Genomic DNA, 17,844 nt, shown 5'->3' with positions numbered 1-17,844 from the left:
ATGACAAAAACTATTGGCAAAGTTGCGGCAACAGAAAAAAATCCTACAACAATAGACGAATTCTATTTTTGGACTAACAAGCAACGGATACTAAATCCTTTTGATGTTGTAAAAGTAGAGCATATTGAAGGTTCAATATCTTTTGGAGTCATTGAGGAGATTTCTCATATCACAGACTCAGCCAGTTATTTGAGCAACTTTATTTCTAGCGACTTTGGTGATGTCGATAATGAACCAAATATGCATAGGATTGGGATGAATTTTGTAAAAGCTAAAGTACTAGGTAATGATAAAAGCATTTACACCCCTGTTCTGGACGGAAGTAAAGTCGGACTCGCTGAACAAGCAGAAGTCTTACAAGCACTTGGTCTCAATAACATTAAAAACCCACTGGTATGTGGATATATGGAAATGTATCGAGCCGAGGATAAAATTACTCTCCCTGTCCATCTAAACTCACAATTCTTGATTGGGCCAGAAGGAGCTCATTTAAATATATCTGGTATTTCTGGACTTGCGGCAAAAACTTCTTATACAATGTTCTTGATGAAGGCCATTCAAGAACAATATTTGAAAACCGATGGTAGCGACGATTCAATTGCTTTTGTCATGTTTAATGTAAAAGGGAGAGATCTGTTGGCGATTGATGAACCAAATGAAGAATTGACAGTAGAAGAGAAAATTAGGTACACAAATATGCTGGGACTTTCAACTGAGCCTTTTAAAAATGCAAAGTATCACTATCCATATTCAGACCAATCAACTTCCAAGACATATAGCTACGGGCAAAACTCTGACATTGAGGCTCAAATTGACGCAAATAAGGGTTTTAAATACAAATATGTATTTGAAGATGATAAGTTGAATTTAGATTTACTGTTTTCCAATATCGAAGATTCCACCGGCACTATGGAATCAATCATTAATTTTATTGTAACAGACCAAGGGGGATTTGGGGAAGTTACAAGTTGGGCACAGTTCATCAACAAGGTTGGAGACTTTACTAAAGCAGGACAGCAGGGTAGTGACAAGGAAATCTCTGTAATGAGCTGGCGTAAATTCAAAAGAGTAATTTCCAAAGCACTAAACAATTCAATTTTTAGCCAACGGGTTGTTCCAGAGAAAAATGAGATACGATTAAGGGATTCAATCAAGGATATCAAAAAGAATGATATTCATGTAATCGATATAGCAAAGTTGGATCAAGACACCCAGGCCTTTGTTTTTGGAGATGTCATCCGGGCAATTTATGATCTAAAACTTGGGCAGGAAGATAGAAACGAAAATGAAATACCTTCAAAAATTGTCATCTTTATCGATGAGTTAAACAAATATGCGTCAAAGGATATTCCAAAAGACTCACCTATTCTCAGACAAATTATTGACATATCAGAAAGAGGTCGCTCTCTCGGCATTATACTGTTTTCAGTTGAGCAATTCAAGAGCGCAATACATGATAGGGTAAAAGGAAACTGTGCTACTCATGCCTATGGTCGAACAAATGCAATCGAAATTTCAAAAGGAGATTACAGATTTGTTCCACCCGTCTATAAAAATATGATGACCAGATTAGATCCTGGTGAATACATTATTGAACATCCTGTTTTCCGTTCGCTACTGAATATAAAATTCCCAAGACCCCTTTATAAACAATTCCCGAATGGTTAACACTGTAGAAACGAAAATAGGCAAAGATGTCATAGAGTCATTGACATTAGGAATGTATGAGGACTCCCGTTTTATTTTTAGAGAGTATATCCAAAATAGTGCTGATCAGATTGACAAAGCGGTAGAGGATGGCATCTTTACAAACTTAGGAGAAGGGAAAATTGAAATAAATATTGACGCTACAGCAAAGACAATTTCGATCTTTGACAATGCGACAGGTATTGAAAGCAATAAAGTACAAGAAATCCTTAAAAACATTGCCCAATCAACTAAAGACCGTACTAAGAACAAAGGGTTTAGAGGAATTGGGCGACTCGGCGGCTTGGCTTATTGTGATAAACTAATTTTCGAAACCAGCTTAAAAGGAGAAGAGGCAAAATCTATTCTTATCTGGGATTCCCAAAAACTAAAGGCCATCATCAATAACAGAGCCACCAAGGAAGAGGCAACCGTTGTAATTGACGAGGTAACAGATTTTCAAACTGAAAAGGAATCAAAAGACTCTCACTATTTCAGAGTCACCATGAAAGGTGTTAGCAATACCTCATTGTTGGACAAAGAGGACGTTTACCAGTACCTGACTATGGTTGCACCCGTCCCATATTCAAAAGGGTTTATTTTTAAAAGAAAAATCTCCGATAAGGCGGAAGAATTAGATTTTAAAATCGATGAATATTCAATTTCTGTAAATAATGATCAAGTATTCAAAGCTTACACCACAAGCATTTATGAGGGAGATCAGGGGAATAAGAAAAAGATAGATGAAATTCATGATATTGAACTTTTTGAAATCAGAAGCTCAAAAAATAGGCTCTTGGCTTGGGGTTGGCATAGTATTTCAAATTTCACCAAAGTTATTCCTAGCGTGAATACAGCAAGAAGCTTACGATTAAGAAAGGGAAATATTCAAATTGGACTAGACGAAACCTTGACAAAACTATTTAAAGAAGCACGAGGAACTAAATATTTTTTTGGTGAGATACACACGATTAGCCCCGAACTTATACCCAATGCCAGACGAGACTACTTTCTTGAAAATTCAGATTTAAGTGAGTTTGAAAAGCTTGTTAGAGCAAAATTTGAGGAGTTACATAAACTCTATTATTTCTCTTCGAATGTCAGGAACCAGATAAAGAAAATTGACGATTACAATTCATTCTCAAAAGAGTTCGAGGAAAAATCAACCTTAAGTGGCTTTACCAATATTAAGGAACAAAGGGAATACCTCCAGAAACTTGAATTAAAGAAGGAAATAGCGGAAATAGCAAGTAAAGAGCTGGAAAAAGCTCAGGCAAAAGCTATTAGCAGCTCTTCATCACAGCAAAAAGTATTTGAAAAGGTGGTAGGTGAAAAGGAACCGGTGATTGAAACTTTGACTATCTCAAATAATAAGGGAAAACCCAAATACATGACCGACGATATTACCAGTTTGAGTCGTAAAGACAGAAAGTTAGTCTCCCAGATATATGCGGTAATAGACAATGTGCTACCAAAGGATATAGCAAACATTTTGAAAGAAAAAATTAAGGAAGATTTATGCAAGTAAGATGAGTAAGGAAATAAGAAAAATACTCCTGATAGAGCCGGGATACAAAAACAAGTACCCACCAATTGGCTTGATGAAAATTGCAACTTATCACCGGATGCTAGGGGATCATGTGGTGTTTTATAAAGGTGACTTAAAGGAGTTTGTTTTTAGTCAAGTATTAAACGACTGCCTAGATAAATTAAATGAAATAAACAACACGATTGATTGGCGGAGGAAGTCGGATGAAATTGTTGGTTATTTAAAATCTGGTCATTCAACAAAATTGAAAACTTTTCTTGATGAGCTCGACCAGAGTTCAACGAATCAAATCCCTCTTTTTGAGATTTGGCTCAAACATTTCTCTGATTACTATAAAAACAGGAAGTACGAAGAAGACCCCAAATGGGATAGAGTGTATATCACGACGTTATTTACATTTTATTGGGACATTACAATTAAGACAATCGAGGATGCCAAGTGCCTTGTAAAGGATCAGAAAGAACTCAAGATCGGCGGTGTTTTAGCTTCATTATTGGCGAAGGAAGTGGAGGCAGAAACGGGTATCAAACCATTTGAGGGAATTTTGGATAGACCTGGGATGCTCGACCCTCATATCGCTAAAGCAAAACATTTGGTCATTGACGATTTGCCGTTGGATTATTCGATTTTGGATGAGATAGATTACAACTACCCCACTGGAAGCGCTTATTTTACTTTTATGACAAAAGGCTGCACAAGGACTTGTGCCTTTTGTTCAGTCCCCATTCTGGAGCCCACGTATAAAGAAAAAATACCTACTAAGAACAAATTCGCCTTAATAGATGAACGCTATGGTGAACAACAGAATTTGCTTCTGATGGACAACAATGTCCTTGCATCTCCAAAGTTCCCTGAAATCATTCAAGAGATTAAGGAGATGGGATTCGTGAAAGGCGCAAAATACGTTGAACCCAATCAATTAGAAATTGCCATTCGAAACCTCAAAAAGGGAGTCAATGATGCTGCATACATAAAACGGAGTTATTCAATTTTGAAGGACTTTATTGAGAAGAGAGTGAAGGGAGAGATTGCCCAAAGTGTATATGACATATATGATCAATATCAACTCATCAAATTTGAAACCGTTACCAAAGAAAATATACTTAGTGCCAGTGAAGAATTGAAGGATATCTTTGAAAAATACCGCAACAAGGCACCAAGAAATCGGTATGTAGATTTCAACCAAGGGACAGATGCCCGATATGTCACTGATGAAATAATGAAGATGATTAGTGAGATCCCCATTAATCCGTTGAGAATAGCTTTCGACTATTGGGGAATTAGGAAACAATATGAACATGCAGTACGTCTGGCAGCTAAATATGACATCAATCGGCTTTCGAACTACCTACTCTTCAACTTTAAGGACAAGCCGGAAGAGCTTTACTTGAGGATGCAAATAAATATGGAGTTGTCTGAGGAATTGAATATCCATATTTATTCGTTCCCAATGAAGTACATCCCTCTATTTGGCGAAGAGGCAAAGCACAGACATCATACAGGTAAGCTCTGGAATAAAAAATTTATACGTGCAATTCAATCGATAAGTAATGCGACGAGGGGAATTGTCCCTCCTGAGCGATCGTTTTTCCAAAAAGCTTACGGTTCAGATGTAAATGAGTATATGATTCTACTTTATATGCCCGAAACGTTCATCATTTATCGCCAATTGTTTGAAGAAGAATTAGGCTTAACAAAAAAATGGAAAGCTCAATTTCATTCAATTAAGTCAAATATGGAGCTTTGGCCTGAAGCAAAAGCTATTATCGAAAATAACGATTTCTCAAATTTGTCGGACAAAACCAAGAATGCTGAAATTTTGAGCGTTTTGGAGTTTTATACAGTAACTCGCGAGGATGTAAAGAAAAGCGATGATGAATATTTGGAACTCAGAAAAAAATTTGACCACCTGATCGAAAGTGATCAATTTATGGATTTGACATTAACATACGATTATGAGGAACGAGAACCAAGCCCTATCATAGGTGAACACTAATTTACAAACTTGAAAGTCAAAATATAATATGGCAGCAATCGATTAGAACCAAAGTAAATTTCAATATTGAGATTAACAACCGAAAAACAGCTTGCTAAAAATAAGCCTTACGCAAAGTGGTCTTGGAGAAGAAAGTAAACCGATGCTTCCTTCCCTTTAGAAGGTTTGGAACCTTCTATTCTGAATATGAAAAGCCCCCCGAAAGACTCGGAATCTTTATATCGAACGTCAAACGTCAAATATCGAAGAGGTCCAGCTTCCAACTTTAGGCTTCGACTCCGCTCAGCCTGACAGACTTCCAACTCCTACTTAATCGGAGAAAAAGGCAAAGTCTTGAAGAACACCACATCGACTTTCTCGAAAATCTTGCGAGACTCTTCGGGAGGATCCCTTTGGCTCATTCTCAAAGCTCCACATCAAGCACAACTCAATTTCAAATATTTGCCAGTATTCTAATTTACTGGCGTTTTTTTTTGATTTATAATACCAAATCCCACGTGCTCTCCCCATGAAAATCATCTCCACCAATATCGCCCAACCCACTACCTTTCTCTGGAACGGGAAGGAGGAAAAGACAGGCATCTACAAGGTTCCTACAGACCAGCCCCTCTACCTGACCAAGAATGATGTGATGGGCGATGAGGTCTCCAATCGCCTAAACCATGGAGGCTATTACAAGGCCTGCTACATCTTCTCCGCCGAGCAGTATCCGTATTGGAAAGGCTTATACCCCGACCTGGACTGGACTTGGGGGATGTTTGGTGAGAACCTCACCCTTTCCGGATTTGATGAGAATGAGGCCTATCTGGGCGATATCTATCAAGTGGGTGAGGCCGTGGTGCAAGTATCGCAGTATCGTGAACCCTGCTACAAGTTAGGTCACAAGTTTGGCACCCAGCAGGTGATCCGAGAGTTTATCGCGCATGGATATGGAGGCAGCTATTTGAGCATCCTGGAGGAAGGGCATGTGGCGGTCGGACAGGAATTCACGCTTCTCGAGCGGCCAGAGAACACCTTGTCGGTTGCCGATCTTTTCCAGCTAGTTCATGCCAAGGAGAAGAACCCAGAATTGCTCAAAATCGCCGCCCGGAGTAAAGCCATTCCAGCTAAAAAGCGGATGTGGCTGGAGACCTTTCTCCCATAGAAAAAATTCAACCAAAAGAAAAAGGGAGTCGACACACCGTCGGACTCCCCAATTTTTCAATCTTTCAATCTTCTAATTTCTCTCTCATTTCATCGGAGAAAAAGGCAAAGTCTTGAAGAAAACGGCATCGACTTTCTCGACAATCTTGCCTGACTCTTCGGAAGCGTCACGGGCTTTGATCCAATCAGGATCTGCTCTGAATCGCTCAAAGGCGGCGTTGAAGGCATCCTCGGAATCATGGCCCAGCAGATAGACCAGCTTTGGCTGTGAGCCATCCTTCTCCACGGTCAGCCAATAGGGATAGTTTTTCAACCCCTGCTTTTTAAACAGATCCCGGGTATGGTCGCGGAATCGAGCTTGGATGTTTTCGATCTTGTCAGGAAAGCAATGGTAGGTTCGCATCTGAAAAATCCCGCTTCCGGTCGGAATCGGCGTATCATTGAGTTCGGGTGCCAAGACCATAAAGGTGGACTCCACCTTGGCCACCAGAGGACCATTGGCATGGGATGCCTCATATGCCTTTTTCCACTCAGGATCATTCATAAAAGAAGCCCACATAGTATCTCTTGCCTCTGCACTGGGATAGCCTAAAATATAGGTCATCGAATTGTCCGTGTTCTCATCCGGAACGAAATAGACGATGTTTTCCATCCCAGCTTTTTCAAACAACTTTAGGGTATGATCTTCAAAGCGCTTGAGCAAGTCAGGAAGCTTGTCGGGATGTGCATAGTACTTGCGAATTTCGAAATACTTGGATTTCGAGACTTTTGGCAGCTGGGCAAAAGCCCCCAATCCAATGGTCATAGCGAGCAGAAACAGGAAGATTTTTTGCATAGGTTAATGGGTTTGGTGTAGGTTTTGAATTTATTTTTTCCAGGCCTTGTACAAGGCCGGACTTAAAACGATGGCGACGATCGCAAGCCCGAAAGTTTCACGGTTTTCCTCCATCTGTTGGGTTTTCATGGTGAGGTCGTGTTGAGCAATCTCATCGGAGACCCATTGTCCTACTCCTCCTGGAAAGAAATAGATCGCTCCCAAGATGGCCAAGACTACGACAAGCGTCAACGGAATTTTGGGAAAAATTCCTCGAAAACCCAGCAGACAAAAAATCATCGCAACGCCATAGATGCTGATCCATACTTCGGGATCGGGGTCGTTGAACTGCCAATAGGCAAAAAGCGCGAAGAGAAAGAACCAGATTCCGAAATAGTACTTGTTAAAACTCATATGACAATAGATTTTTCTAACAGGCCATAGGTAATCTTGCAGCTTGAACAAGCATCCCAAATTGAGAAGCGATTCGTCATGCTCGATTTCATGGGCTATATGGGTTGACGCTTAAAACTAAGCAAAATTGGCTTGAAATCGTACCGCATGTGACAGAAGGCTGCACTTGGGAAAAACCGTGGGAAAACGGGCTTTTTTCGGCTAGCTTTCGCAAAACTTCCAACCCATGATCCAATTCAAACCGGCAGAATCACCGGAGGAACTGCAAGGCATCTTAGGTCTTCAGCATAGCAATCTACCGAAAAACATCTCAGCGACGGAAAAATCCGAGCAAGGCTTTGTCACGGTCAACCACAGCTATGAGCAGTTGCTGGAGATGAATGCAATCGCGCCTCATCTGATCGCAAAAGAGGACGGGCGGGTCATCGGCTATGTCTTGGCGATGACCAAAGCTTCCAAAGCCTTGGTGCCTGTACTGGTTCCAATGTTCAGGCAGTTTGACCGAGTAAATTTTGGAGGAAAATTGGTTGCAGACTTCGACTACATGGTGATCGGACAAATCTGTGTGGACAAAAATCACCGAGGTCAAGGGATCTTCGACCGAATGTATGAAGCCTATGGAGCGCTATTTTCAGAGCGCTTCGACTTTGCGATCACTGAGATTGCCGTATCGAATGTCCGCTCGATCAAAGCCCATCAGCGGGTGGGGTTTGAGGTCATTCACGAGTTTTCGGACGAAACCGAAGATTGGGTCATCGTGGCTTGGGATTGGAAAAATAAAACGAGCAGGTCAGAGAAGGACAGTTTGGATAGTAATAAGAAATAATTTCATCCTACTTATAGGGTAATAAGTAAATGATTGGGTAAGGGAACGGGGGCCATTGGCTCCCGTTTTTTCGTTTTAGCGAGTTGGCACCCAAGCTTGAAGTGTACCCAAATGGCTTGCGGAACTTCCAAATTTTCGGTTATCTCCATTGTTTGCGACACAAAACATCTCGCCTTTGCCGGTTGACCCCACTCATTTTCTTTAAGATTTTGAAAAAGAAACAAGTAACATCATAAGGGTAGTTAATAGCCAAATCTTGCGATTAGTAACACCACGTTATTACTTACACATCAAAATAATCGAGTCTCAAACCCAGTAATTTTTATAGGCCACTGGCTCCCGCTCTTTATTTATCAAAAAGGGTGAAGATCGGATTCGGCTTGTGCGACTTGGCGATCAGGGCCTCCAGTTCTTTTACTTTTTCGGGATTTTGGTCCGCCAGATCGTTTTGCTCTCCGGGATCCTTTGACAGATCAAAAAGCTCCAAGGTAGTTTTGGTTGAGTCGATCACCTGGTACTTGACCAGCTTCCAATCTCCTTGGCGCACCGCCTGCCGGCCTCCCAATTCATGAAACTCCCAATAGAGGTAGTCATGCGAAGTTTGTTCCTTGGAGCCAGTCAGGCTAGGCAAAAACGACACACCGTCGATCCCGTCCGGGGTTTTCTCCCCAAGGATATCGGCAAAAGTCGGCAACCAATCCCAGAATGCAGAGACATGGTCCGAAGTGCTTCCCGCATTCACTTTACCAGGCCACTTTACGATCATCGGCACATGGACGCCACCGTCATAAAGATCCCGCTTGTAGCCACGGAATGGCCCATTGGAATCGAAAAAGTCAGGATCTGCTCCCCCTTCCCGATGCGCTCCATTGTCTGAAGTAAAGACAATGATGGTGTTTTCTGCAAGTCCCAGTTCGTCCAGCTTGTCCAGCACTTCACCCACATACACGTCGATCCGCTCGACCATTGCCGCAAAAGCAGCATGTGGATTAGGGTGGGATTGATAGGCGGAGATCTTCATATCCGGCCCATAGTCTCCGCCCTCAGGTGCGACATGAGGTTTTTCGTCTCCAAACTTTGCCACGTATTTTTGCAAGATCTCGTCATCAGGTGCGGCCAATTCCGCATGGGGCGTGACGATCGGCATAAAGAGGAAGAAGGGCTTTTCCTTGTTTTGCTCGATGAATTCCAGGGTCTTTTCCTGTATCAAATCCGGCGCGTAAGTTGTCTTGGCAGTCCAATCGTTGCCCGGCATATCCACTTTCTGCCCATTTTCCCAGAGGTACGCAGGATAGTATCGGTGCGCATAGCGCTGGCAGAGGTAGCCGTAAAAGTCTGCAAATCCTTGATTCACCGGTTCGCCCGAGGTCTCATTCATCCCCAAGCCCCATTTTCCAAAAGCACCGGTGACATAGCCAGCCTGCTGAAAGATCTTACTCATGGTCTGAACAGAATCGGTCATCGGCATCTGTCCTTCAGGCTGCACTTCGGAATTACCCCGGATCGGCGTATGCCCCGTGTGCAGACCAGTCAACAGAGCAGATCGCGACGGCGCGCAGACCGGCGAACCGGAATAGTGCTGGGTAAAAAACATCCCTTCTTTTGCCAGGCGATCGATGTTGGGAGTCTCGATATATTGCTGTCCCAAAAAGCCCAAATCCCCGTAGCCAAGGTCATCGGCCAAGATAAAGACGACATTGGGTTGGGAGCGGTGTGAATCATCCTGCTTTTCTTCTGAACCGGAGCAACTCCAAAAAGCAAACGCAACAAAAAAGGATAAAAGCCAAGGTTTCATAAGAAGGGGATTGTTTTCAAAAACAAGAAAGTACCCCTAATTTGATTTTCCAAACCTGTCGTCAAATGAGGTCAAAAAAGCTCCTTCTAATCCTCCTGCTTCTTGGTGTCGGAGAACCTGTGTTTTCTCAGGAAAAAATTCCGGTCATCATCTCCACGGACATCGGGGGCGATGATCCAGACGACCACCAATCCCTGATACATTTTTTGGTGTATGCGGACCGGTTTGAGATCTTGGGTATTGTCTCTTCCCCTCCGGGTAAAGGGCGATTGAGCGATATTAAGGAAGTTTTGGAAGCTTATGAGAAAGATTTTCCAATGTTGAAAGCAAGCGGTTTGGATTACCCGATGCCCGATCGACTCAGAACAGTTTCCCGTCAGGGAGAAACAGAAATCCAAAAGACCGAAACTCCGGAGCGAATCAGTCCCGGAGCAGAATTCCTCGCCCAGCAGATCTTGGCCTATGGTAAACCAGTGTATATCCTAATCTGGGGCTCAATCACAGACTTGGCGCAAGCGGTGCATTTTTACCCAGAGATCAAGTCTTTCCTCCAAGTCTATTCCATCGGTTCGTGGAACACCCAACAAGATCAAAAGTCGAGAGATTTCCTTTGGTACAATCATCCGGACTTTTGGTGGATAGAAAGCAACACGACTTTTCGTGGGATGTATATGGGAGGAGTCCAGAATGACCCTTGGGGAAATAGCTCTTTTGTAGAGACCTCTGTCAAAGAATTCGGAGCTCTAGGAAAACTTTTCTTTGAAAAAAAATCCGATATCAAGATGGGAGACACACCGAGTGTGCTTTACCTGCTAAATGGCGATCCCGAGAATCCCGAAGGAGAAAGCTGGGGAGGATCGTTTCAAAAAAATCCAGACCGACCTCAGTATTGGACGGACCGGCAAGATCCAGAATTAATTGAAAATCAAAGGCCGGGTGCAAAAACCATAAATAAATTCCGGCTCGAATACCTTGACAACTGGAAAAACAGGATGAAGGCATTGAAGAAGCCGTAAAACAGAAACGGGAAGAATTTCTTGCGAAATCTTCCCGTTTGTCGAACTGAAAATCATAACCTTCAACTCGGCTCAAGCTACAGTTCATCGACTCTTTCCAGTTACCCAGTCAGAAATCCATTTTTTCAAGTCAACCCCCGAGGGGATTAGTCCCAAATTGAAGTACCACGATGACCGTTCTGCGGTTGCCCGTCTCAGACTTTCGTTGCCGAAAGCCCCTTTGTGTCTGGCTATCCGAAGATACCCAATGGCGTATTCTTTTTGAGCCGATCTGTTTTTGCACTTCTGCGGATGACCCGTTGCAAACGAAGCTGTGAAGCTGTCGTTCCTTTGTGCCGATGGCGTTCTCCCGAGGGAGGCAGCACGCTGACCTGATCTTTTTGACGCTTCTGGAGTTACCTCTTTCAACTCTTCGGCTTACGCTTTGGAGTCCTTTCTGTCAGATCATTTGCAATTCCCGAGGGAATCTTTGATCAACATCATCGTTGGTTGCACGTCTGCGGTAATCCGTCTCAGAAATCCATCCGTTGATGAACTCCCCTTTGTGCCCGATCTCAAACTTTCAAACTGGATCCGAAATCTTACTTTCGGTCTTTTATCTCTTACTTGATGAATCGAAGTTGCCTGATATTCAGCTCGATTCCAATTTTTTCCAAGCTTTTTTCCCCACTTTTTTTCCACCGATAAATAAGAGATTTCCACACCTTATAAACATTTTGATTGTTTTCGCCCATTGGAAAAATCTGAATTCCGCCTTTCTTCACTGGACTTTTGAACCTAATTTGGTAGACCCCACAACCCAAGACAACCATGTTTGATCGCAGAAACTTCCTGAAATCCTCAACACTTCTTGCAGGAGGACTTTGGCTCAGCCCAAATCTTATCCAAGCACGCAACAAAATCGCTCCCAGTGACAAAGTCAGGGTTGCGCTCTTCGGGGGCAAAAACATGGGGTTTAACATCCTAAAACATCACCTGGCCCTGCCCGAAGTCGAGTGCGTCGCTCTGTGCGACATAGACCAAAATATATTGGACAGTCGAATAAAGGAAGTGGAAGAAATCACCGGGAAAAAGCCGGATCGATTCACCGACTTTAGAAAACTGCTGGAAAGAACAGACATCGACGCCGTCATTATAGGCACGCCGGATCATTGGCATTGCCTGATTGCCGTCGCAGCTTGTCAAGCAGGAAAGGACGTCTACGTCGAAAAACCCATGGCCAACTCCATCGGAGAATGCGACCTCATGGCTCAGGCTGCGAGCAAATACGATAGAATCATGCAAGTCGGGCAGCAGCAGCGATCCGGGCAGACATTTATTGAGTCCCGGGATCTGGTGAAAAGCGGCTACTTGGGTAAAATCCGAAAAGTGAATATTTGGTCAAATTTTAACTATGGACTAGGCAACCTCATTGCGCCACCCACATCCGTCCCTACCGGAGTGGATTACGACTTTTGGCTGGGCCCAGCTCCGAAGCGGGATTTCAACCCCAACCGATTCCATGGCAGTTGGAGACATTTTTGGGATTATGGCGGAGGATTGATGTCAGATTGGGGAGTACACTTATTGGATATGGCGATCTGGGTCGAACAAAATCCCGTCGCCCCGGCGAAAGTGTTGACCTACGCAAACAATGTGGACATGGAAAATCGAGATCGGGACACCTTTGACACCATGAATGTCCTCTTTCCCAAAAAGGACTTTCTGATCAACTACGACATGAACGGAGGCCTACAAACCGGCCCCTATGGAAAGCCCTATGGGATCGCCTATGTCGGAGAACAGGGTACGCTGGTCGTCAACCGAAGCGGCTACGAAATCTATCCGGAATGGGATCCCGAAGCCAAAGCACCTAAGATCGAATCCAAAAAACTGGAAGGTGCGAAAGAGTCCCACAACCTCCACGTGGCTAATTTTGTGGACTGCATCAAAACCCGAAATCAACCTATCTGTCCTCCTGAAGCGGGGCGGATCGCGGCACTGCATGCGCACATTCCCAATATTGCAGCGAGAGTCGGTGCGGAAGAGCTGGTCTGGGATGATACCAAACGGGAATTTGTCGGCAATGCTGCCGCAAACGAGCTGATCTGGCCAAGCTATCGGGAACCTTGGGTCTTACCTAAGGTTTAGCCCATATTGCCAGAGGTAGTTTTCTCGTCAAAATCCAGAAGTAATCCGGTTACGCTGCTTCTGGAGAAGCAGCATAGCGTGGAGCAGCAAAACCGGAGAAGCAACACAACATGGCATTTATCTCACTCTTTGCGGCTCACCGTCTTTGCGAGTCGGAAAAATTTGGATTTACAAAAGAGAAATGACGGTATTAACTTGCGTTAACCTGAACAGTGTGGCCGTCTAGCTGTATAGAGCAATTGCCTGTCTGCGAGTTTGGTTCCAAGTGGTTGAGCATAAAAGAGTGGTACAGTTTTGAACTTGTCCGAATGGTAGGCTGCCAGATTTCATTTCCAGTTGGGTTCAGAGTTTCTAATTCAGAGTATGGAAAAGATACATCTTCATTCAGCAGGAATCGATATAGGCTCAAGGAGTATTTATATCGGTGTGGAAGGGAAACCGGTTAGGAGTTTTGGGACTTTTACTTCCGAGTTTCATCAAGCGGTCGACTATCTCCGTGAAAACGGAGTTCTAACTGTAGCCATGGAGGCGACAGGGAGTTACTGGATTATTCTTTATGATATTCTTAGAGCAGCAGGATTTGATGTTTGGTTGGTAGATGGAAGACAGACTAAACAGGTTCCGGGAAGGAAAACCGATGTAAAAGACTGTCAATGGATCAATCAGCTTCATTCGTTTGGTTTGTTGAACCGTTGTTATGTTGCCGAAGGATTGGTTAAAGAGCTTCGGGGGTATCAACGGTTAAGAGAGGATCACATCAGGAGTATGTCGATGTATATCAACCATATGCAAAAGGCCTTAATCGAGATGAATATCCGTCTTCCGGAGGTGCTCAGCCAGATTCAGGGTGCGAGCGGTCTAGCGATGATAGATGCGATTTTATCGGGTGTGCGAGATCCACATCAACTCGTTTCACTTTGTCACAGCAGTTTGATTAAGAACAAAGGTGAAGAGTTGGTCAAGGCTCTTGAAGGATTTTATACCCAGATCGGTCTGTTCAGCTTGGGACAAGCCCTTGAGGGATATAAGTTTTACAAAAAACAGATTCAGAACTGCGATGCCAAAATTGGGGAAGTCCTCAATGAATATCATGATACGCTCCCTGAAAATCCTTCCAAACAACCTAGAAAGCCGATTCGTCATAATAAACCTGACGTGAAAGGACTGGACCAATATCTATTGAAGATTTTTGACGGAAAAGATGCAACTGCACTTTCGGGAATTACCGATTACAACTGGCTTCAGATTTACACCGAAACAGGGGCAGATCTCTCCCGATGGCCAAGCGAAAAGCACTTTACCAGTTGGCTAGGACTTTCACCCGGACAGAATAATTCAGGAAAAAGACAGAAGAGTAAATCAAAAGGAAGGCCCAAGGCCGGCCATCTATTTAGAGTCACCGCGCAAAGTCTCCTACAAAGCAAGCATATTGCCTTAGGGGCATTTGGGAGGCGATTAAGAGCAAGAAAAGGACCTAGTATTGCAATAAAAGCTGTGGCTAGAAAACTTGCGGAGCAATACTGGAGATTAATGGTGAGAGGAAAAGAATATGTCGAAAAGGGAGTCGAACATTACATTCAACAGCTCAATCATCAAAAAATGAGACAACTTCAAAAGCTAGCAATTGAACTTGAGGTGGAACTGATCGCATAAAAAACCTACAAAGGGGTACTTAATAGGTAATACGTCATTGGTAGGGAACTGAAAGCAAACGTCTCAAAACAGATTTCTTCTTAAGAGAAAAATTTTCTCGCGAAATCACAAAGGAGAAATTGATCTTCTTAACCAACAAGAGTTTTCAGGAGCCAGGAAGAGAGTCAGGATCTATTCCGTCCCATTTAGCTTTATTCTCAAAAGGAAGCCGTCCGCAGTCATGTAGAGGTATTTTTCTTCGGAATCCAAGCCACAGTTGGCCGTTCCGTTTTCTGTCAGGATCGTACCTAAGTGCTTTCCCTCCGGGCTGATGACCAGCACCCCTCCTGGGCCTGTGGCAAAGAGAATCCCACTGGAATGCACCTTTAATCCATCAGGCAGGCCTTTTTTGCTTTCGCTTTGAAGCGAGGTAGCATCAAAAAGAACCTTACCGGCAAGCACATTTCCGTATTCATCGAGTTCAAATGAATAATACCTAGCCTTCTTTGGATCCGACTGGGCGATGTAGAGCGTCTTTTGGTCTGGGCTCAGGCCGATGCCATTGGGCCGACTGAGGGAGTCCAGCAGCAGCGACACCTTCCCGTCCGGATCCAGCCGATACACACCCTGCCAGTCCAACTCCTTTTCGTCCCAAGGATCCATGCCATAGGGCGGATCGGTGAAGAACAGCTGCCCCTTGGAATTGAAGACCAAATCATTCGGACTGTTGAAGCGCTTGCCCTCATATCCGGTTGCCAGCGCTTCATATTCTGCCTCCGGAGCCTCTGTAGAAGCTCGCATCTTCCCAATCTGCCGGTCGCCGTGCTGGCAAAGGATCAGATTTCCAGCAGCATCCAAAGCCAAGCCATTCGCCCCAGGCTCATTCTTGTCAGTTCGGTCGCCAAGATAGCCGGATGGTTCGAGGTACAAACCCAAGCTGTCTTGCTCCGTCCATTTCCAGATTTTATTCGTCGGAACATCAGTAAAAATCAGCGCCTGTTGATCCTCAAGCCACAACGGCCCCTCCGCCCATTCAAAGCCGGAAGCCAAGATTTCGATCTGCGCATCGCTAGACACCAAGGTCTCCATCGCTGGATCGAGTTGCTCTATGGAGCCGATGGATTGATATGAACTGCTTTCCAGACTCGCTTCTTCTTTGGGGGAAGCACAGGACAGTAAAATCAGGAAAACAAGGGATTTTGGGATAACTTTCATTTTTCTGGAGGTTCTTTTTACCCAATTTAATCTAAAGCGATGGAGACAGCTAGCTATTTGATTCGAAAATCCATTTGGAATCTGACTTTCACCTTGGTTCTTTTTTCTGGAGGGAAAGGCTATTCCCAGTCGGATGATCAAAGACCCAACATTCTTTTTATCCTCACGGATGACATGGGTTATACGGATCTACCGGCCTACGGAAATCCTTTTCAGGAGGCTCCCAACTTGGATTTCTTAGCCAAGAATGGCTTAAAGTTCACCGATGCCTATTCCTCCAGTCCCGTTTGCTCTCCTTCTCGGGCCGGATTCATCACGGGAATCCACAGCACCCGCTATCACCTGACCAATTTCATCGCAGGCAACCGAAAAGCAGATACGGTAGCTATTGATCCTGCAAAATGGAACCCATTCTTGGCAGGAAACCAAGTCACGGTGGCCGAACTCTTCAAAGAAAAAGGCTATCAAACAGCGATGATTGGCAAGTGGCACCTGGGAAATGCAGAAGATCAAACACCTTGGTCTCAAGGCTTCGATTTCAGCCGAATGATCGGCAAAAACGGTTTGGATTACTACAACTATAGCATCTTCGAGGATAGTTATAAGAATGTGTTTTTGGATTCGGGGAAGCATTACCTGACAGATCAGCTTACAGGATATGCTTTGGATTTTTTGGAGAAAAGACCAAACGAAAAACCCTTTTTCCTCTTTTTAAGCTATTCAGCCCCCCACGTCTTCATCGTCCCCAGAGGGGATAAAGTCAGCAAATATCTCCGGAAATACGAGCAGTTTGAAGGAAAGTACAACCCCTACTATGCCGCCATGATAGAATCCGTGGATGATGGAATTGGGCTGATTCTCGAAAAACTCAAATTCCAAGGCCTGGACAAAAATACGCTGATCGTCTTCACCTCCGACAATGGCGGCGTCGGCCTCCCGGAGCTCGGGCCTATCCCTGCTGACTTGGATCCTCTGCGAAAATGGAAAGGCCATCCCTATGAAGGCGGGATTCGGGTGCCGCTGCTCGCCTATTGGCCAGAGAAAATAAAGCCCGGAGTCACTTCTTTCGCTACTACCAATCTGGACTTTGCTCCCACTTTCGCCGAGATTGCTGGCCTTGCTCCCCAGAATGCATGGGACGGACAATCCTTGACTTCGGTGCTGTTTGGAAATCGCAGCGCTTCCCGCGAAGGCGCCATGTATTGGCACTATCCGCATTTCTCCAATCAACTGGGAAAACCCGCAGCGGCTGTCCGACAAGGAGTCTGGAAGCTCATCCTCCACTATGAAAACCAAGCGACCGAACTCTATAATTTGGATGAGGATATTTCCGAATCTATGGATCTGAAAGCAAAACATCCAGAGAAAGCGAAGGAGCTATATGAGCTGCTTTACCGATGGCTAAATGACACTGAGGCCAACCTTCCGATCGACAAGAAAACAGGGCAACCACTTGTCTTGGAACCCTCTTTGTAGCGGAATTGCTCTTCGATCCGCTCTAGACAAGTGCCCAACTTCACAAATTCAGCAAAATTCATGAAGTCGACTTCACAAATTTCAATGAATTTATGAAGATGGCGAGAAGCTCAACTATTGCGAGTCTTCAGATTCTCACTTGTAAATGCGGC

At 44.1% G+C, this 17,844-nt stretch carries 13 protein-coding genes; 9 read left to right on the top strand and 4 right to left on the bottom strand.

From position 1 onward, the window contains the following. The 4 genes from ABD031_RS10715 to ABD031_RS10700 all read left to right on the top strand — a co-directional run bounded on the left by ABD031_RS10715 (position 1) and on the right by ABD031_RS10700 (position 6,375). On the top strand, positions 1–1,668 hold the full coding sequence (locus ABD031_RS10715; RefSeq protein WP_343851222.1) for an ATP-binding protein: 1,668 nt from the start codon (positions 1–3) through the stop codon (positions 1,666–1,668). Beyond that, a complete protein-coding gene (locus ABD031_RS10710; RefSeq protein WP_343851220.1) occupies positions 1,661–3,214 on the top strand; it encodes an ATP-binding protein in 1,554 nt (517 codons plus the stop codon). Before ABD031_RS10715 ends, ABD031_RS10710 begins: the two co-directional genes overlap by 8 nt. Position 3,215: 1 nt before the next feature. Then, positions 3,216–5,231, top strand: coding sequence for a radical SAM protein (locus ABD031_RS10705; RefSeq protein ID WP_343851218.1), 2,016 nt, complete (start codon positions 3,216–3,218; stop codon positions 5,229–5,231). A 508-nt stretch (positions 5,232–5,739) separates the two neighbouring features. Continuing rightward, positions 5,740–6,375, top strand: a complete 636-nt coding sequence (locus ABD031_RS10700) for an MOSC domain-containing protein (RefSeq protein ID WP_343851216.1) — start codon at positions 5,740–5,742, stop codon at positions 6,373–6,375. Positions 6,376–6,459: 84 nt separating this feature from the next. Here the strand turns inward: ABD031_RS10700 and ABD031_RS10695 are convergent, their stop codons facing one another. Both ABD031_RS10695 and ABD031_RS10690 read right to left on the bottom strand, forming a co-directional pair. Beyond that, a complete protein-coding gene (locus ABD031_RS10695) occupies positions 6,460–7,209 on the bottom strand; it encodes an NIPSNAP family protein (RefSeq protein ID WP_343851214.1) in 750 nt (249 codons plus the stop codon). Between the two features lie 30 nt (positions 7,210–7,239). Continuing rightward, entirely contained in the window at positions 7,240–7,602 is a 363-nt protein-coding gene (locus tag ABD031_RS10690) for a transmembrane 220 family protein (RefSeq protein ID WP_343851212.1), read from the bottom strand. Positions 7,603–7,828: 226 nt separating this feature from the next. Here ABD031_RS10690 and ABD031_RS10685 point away from each other — a divergent pair, with 226 nt between their 5' ends. Continuing rightward, entirely contained in the window at positions 7,829–8,428 is a 600-nt protein-coding gene (locus ABD031_RS10685) for a GNAT family N-acetyltransferase (RefSeq protein ID WP_343851210.1), read from the top strand. A 346-nt stretch (positions 8,429–8,774) separates the two neighbouring features. Here ABD031_RS10685 and ABD031_RS10680 read toward each other — a convergent pair whose 3' ends face one another. Then, positions 8,775–10,223, bottom strand: coding sequence for an arylsulfatase (locus tag ABD031_RS10680; protein ID WP_343851208.1), 1,449 nt, complete (start codon positions 10,221–10,223; stop codon positions 8,775–8,777). Positions 10,224–10,288: 65 nt separating this feature from the next. Here ABD031_RS10680 and ABD031_RS10675 point away from each other — a divergent pair, with 65 nt between their 5' ends. The 3 genes from ABD031_RS10675 to ABD031_RS10665 all read left to right on the top strand — a co-directional run bounded on the left by ABD031_RS10675 (position 10,289) and on the right by ABD031_RS10665 (position 15,022). Beyond that, positions 10,289–11,239 (top strand): nucleoside hydrolase-like domain-containing protein, encoded by a 951-nt coding sequence (locus ABD031_RS10675; protein ID WP_343851206.1) that lies wholly within the window; start codon positions 10,289–10,291, stop codon positions 11,237–11,239. A gap of 810 nt (positions 11,240–12,049) precedes the next feature. Next, the gene (locus ABD031_RS10670; protein ID WP_343851204.1) at positions 12,050–13,369 is read left to right on the top strand and encodes a Gfo/Idh/MocA family protein; all 1,320 of its coding nucleotides are present in this window, start codon (positions 12,050–12,052) and stop codon (positions 13,367–13,369) included. Between the two features lie 363 nt (positions 13,370–13,732). Next, a complete protein-coding gene (locus ABD031_RS10665) occupies positions 13,733–15,022 on the top strand; it encodes an IS110 family RNA-guided transposase (protein WP_343851202.1) in 1,290 nt (429 codons plus the stop codon). A gap of 171 nt (positions 15,023–15,193) precedes the next feature. On the opposite strand, the gene ABD031_RS10660 is transcribed toward ABD031_RS10665, so the two are convergent. Then, entirely contained in the window at positions 15,194–16,216 is a 1,023-nt protein-coding gene (locus tag ABD031_RS10660) for an SMP-30/gluconolactonase/LRE family protein (RefSeq protein ID WP_343851200.1), read from the bottom strand. Between the two features lie 39 nt (positions 16,217–16,255). On the opposite strand from ABD031_RS10660, the gene ABD031_RS10655 reads away from it, so the two are divergent. Continuing rightward, complete coding sequence (locus ABD031_RS10655) at positions 16,256–17,692, top strand: sulfatase (RefSeq protein WP_343851198.1); 1,437 nt, start codon at positions 16,256–16,258, stop codon at positions 17,690–17,692. Positions 17,693–17,844: the final 152 nt, after the last annotated feature.

The sequence above is a fragment of the Algoriphagus jejuensis genome (genome assembly GCF_039523455.1).
Lineage (GTDB): Bacteria > Bacteroidota > Bacteroidia > Cytophagales > Cyclobacteriaceae > Algoriphagus > Algoriphagus jejuensis.
This window is presented reverse-complemented; position numbering and strand designations above follow the sequence as displayed.

What these genes read in the sequence shown, in the direction of transcription:
- ABD031_RS10715 (WP_343851222.1), top strand. Translation starts at nt 1, where the DNA reads ATGACAAAAACTATTGGCAAAGTTGCGGCAACAGAAAAAAATCCTACA.
- ABD031_RS10710 (WP_343851220.1), top strand. Translation starts at nt 1,661, where the DNA reads ATGGTTAACACTGTAGAAACGAAAATAGGCAAAGATGTCATAGAGTCA.
- ABD031_RS10705 (WP_343851218.1), top strand. Translation starts at nt 3,216, where the DNA reads ATGAGTAAGGAAATAAGAAAAATACTCCTGATAGAGCCGGGATACAAA.
- ABD031_RS10700 (WP_343851216.1), top strand. Translation starts at nt 5,740, where the DNA reads ATGAAAATCATCTCCACCAATATCGCCCAACCCACTACCTTTCTCTGG.
- ABD031_RS10695 (WP_343851214.1), bottom strand. Translation starts at nt 7,209, where the DNA reads ATGCAAAAAATCTTCCTGTTTCTGCTCGCTATGACCATTGGATTGGGG.
- ABD031_RS10690 (WP_343851212.1), bottom strand. Translation starts at nt 7,602, where the DNA reads ATGAGTTTTAACAAGTACTATTTCGGAATCTGGTTCTTTCTCTTCGCG.
- ABD031_RS10685 (WP_343851210.1), top strand. Translation starts at nt 7,829, where the DNA reads ATGATCCAATTCAAACCGGCAGAATCACCGGAGGAACTGCAAGGCATC.
- ABD031_RS10680 (WP_343851208.1), bottom strand. Translation starts at nt 10,223, where the DNA reads ATGAAACCTTGGCTTTTATCCTTTTTTGTTGCGTTTGCTTTTTGGAGT.
- ABD031_RS10675 (WP_343851206.1), top strand. Translation starts at nt 10,289, where the DNA reads ATGAGGTCAAAAAAGCTCCTTCTAATCCTCCTGCTTCTTGGTGTCGGA.
- ABD031_RS10670 (WP_343851204.1), top strand. Translation starts at nt 12,050, where the DNA reads ATGTTTGATCGCAGAAACTTCCTGAAATCCTCAACACTTCTTGCAGGA.
- ABD031_RS10665 (WP_343851202.1), top strand. Translation starts at nt 13,733, where the DNA reads ATGGAAAAGATACATCTTCATTCAGCAGGAATCGATATAGGCTCAAGG.
- ABD031_RS10660 (WP_343851200.1), bottom strand. Translation starts at nt 16,216, where the DNA reads ATGAAAGTTATCCCAAAATCCCTTGTTTTCCTGATTTTACTGTCCTGT.
- ABD031_RS10655 (WP_343851198.1), top strand. Translation starts at nt 16,256, where the DNA reads ATGGAGACAGCTAGCTATTTGATTCGAAAATCCATTTGGAATCTGACT.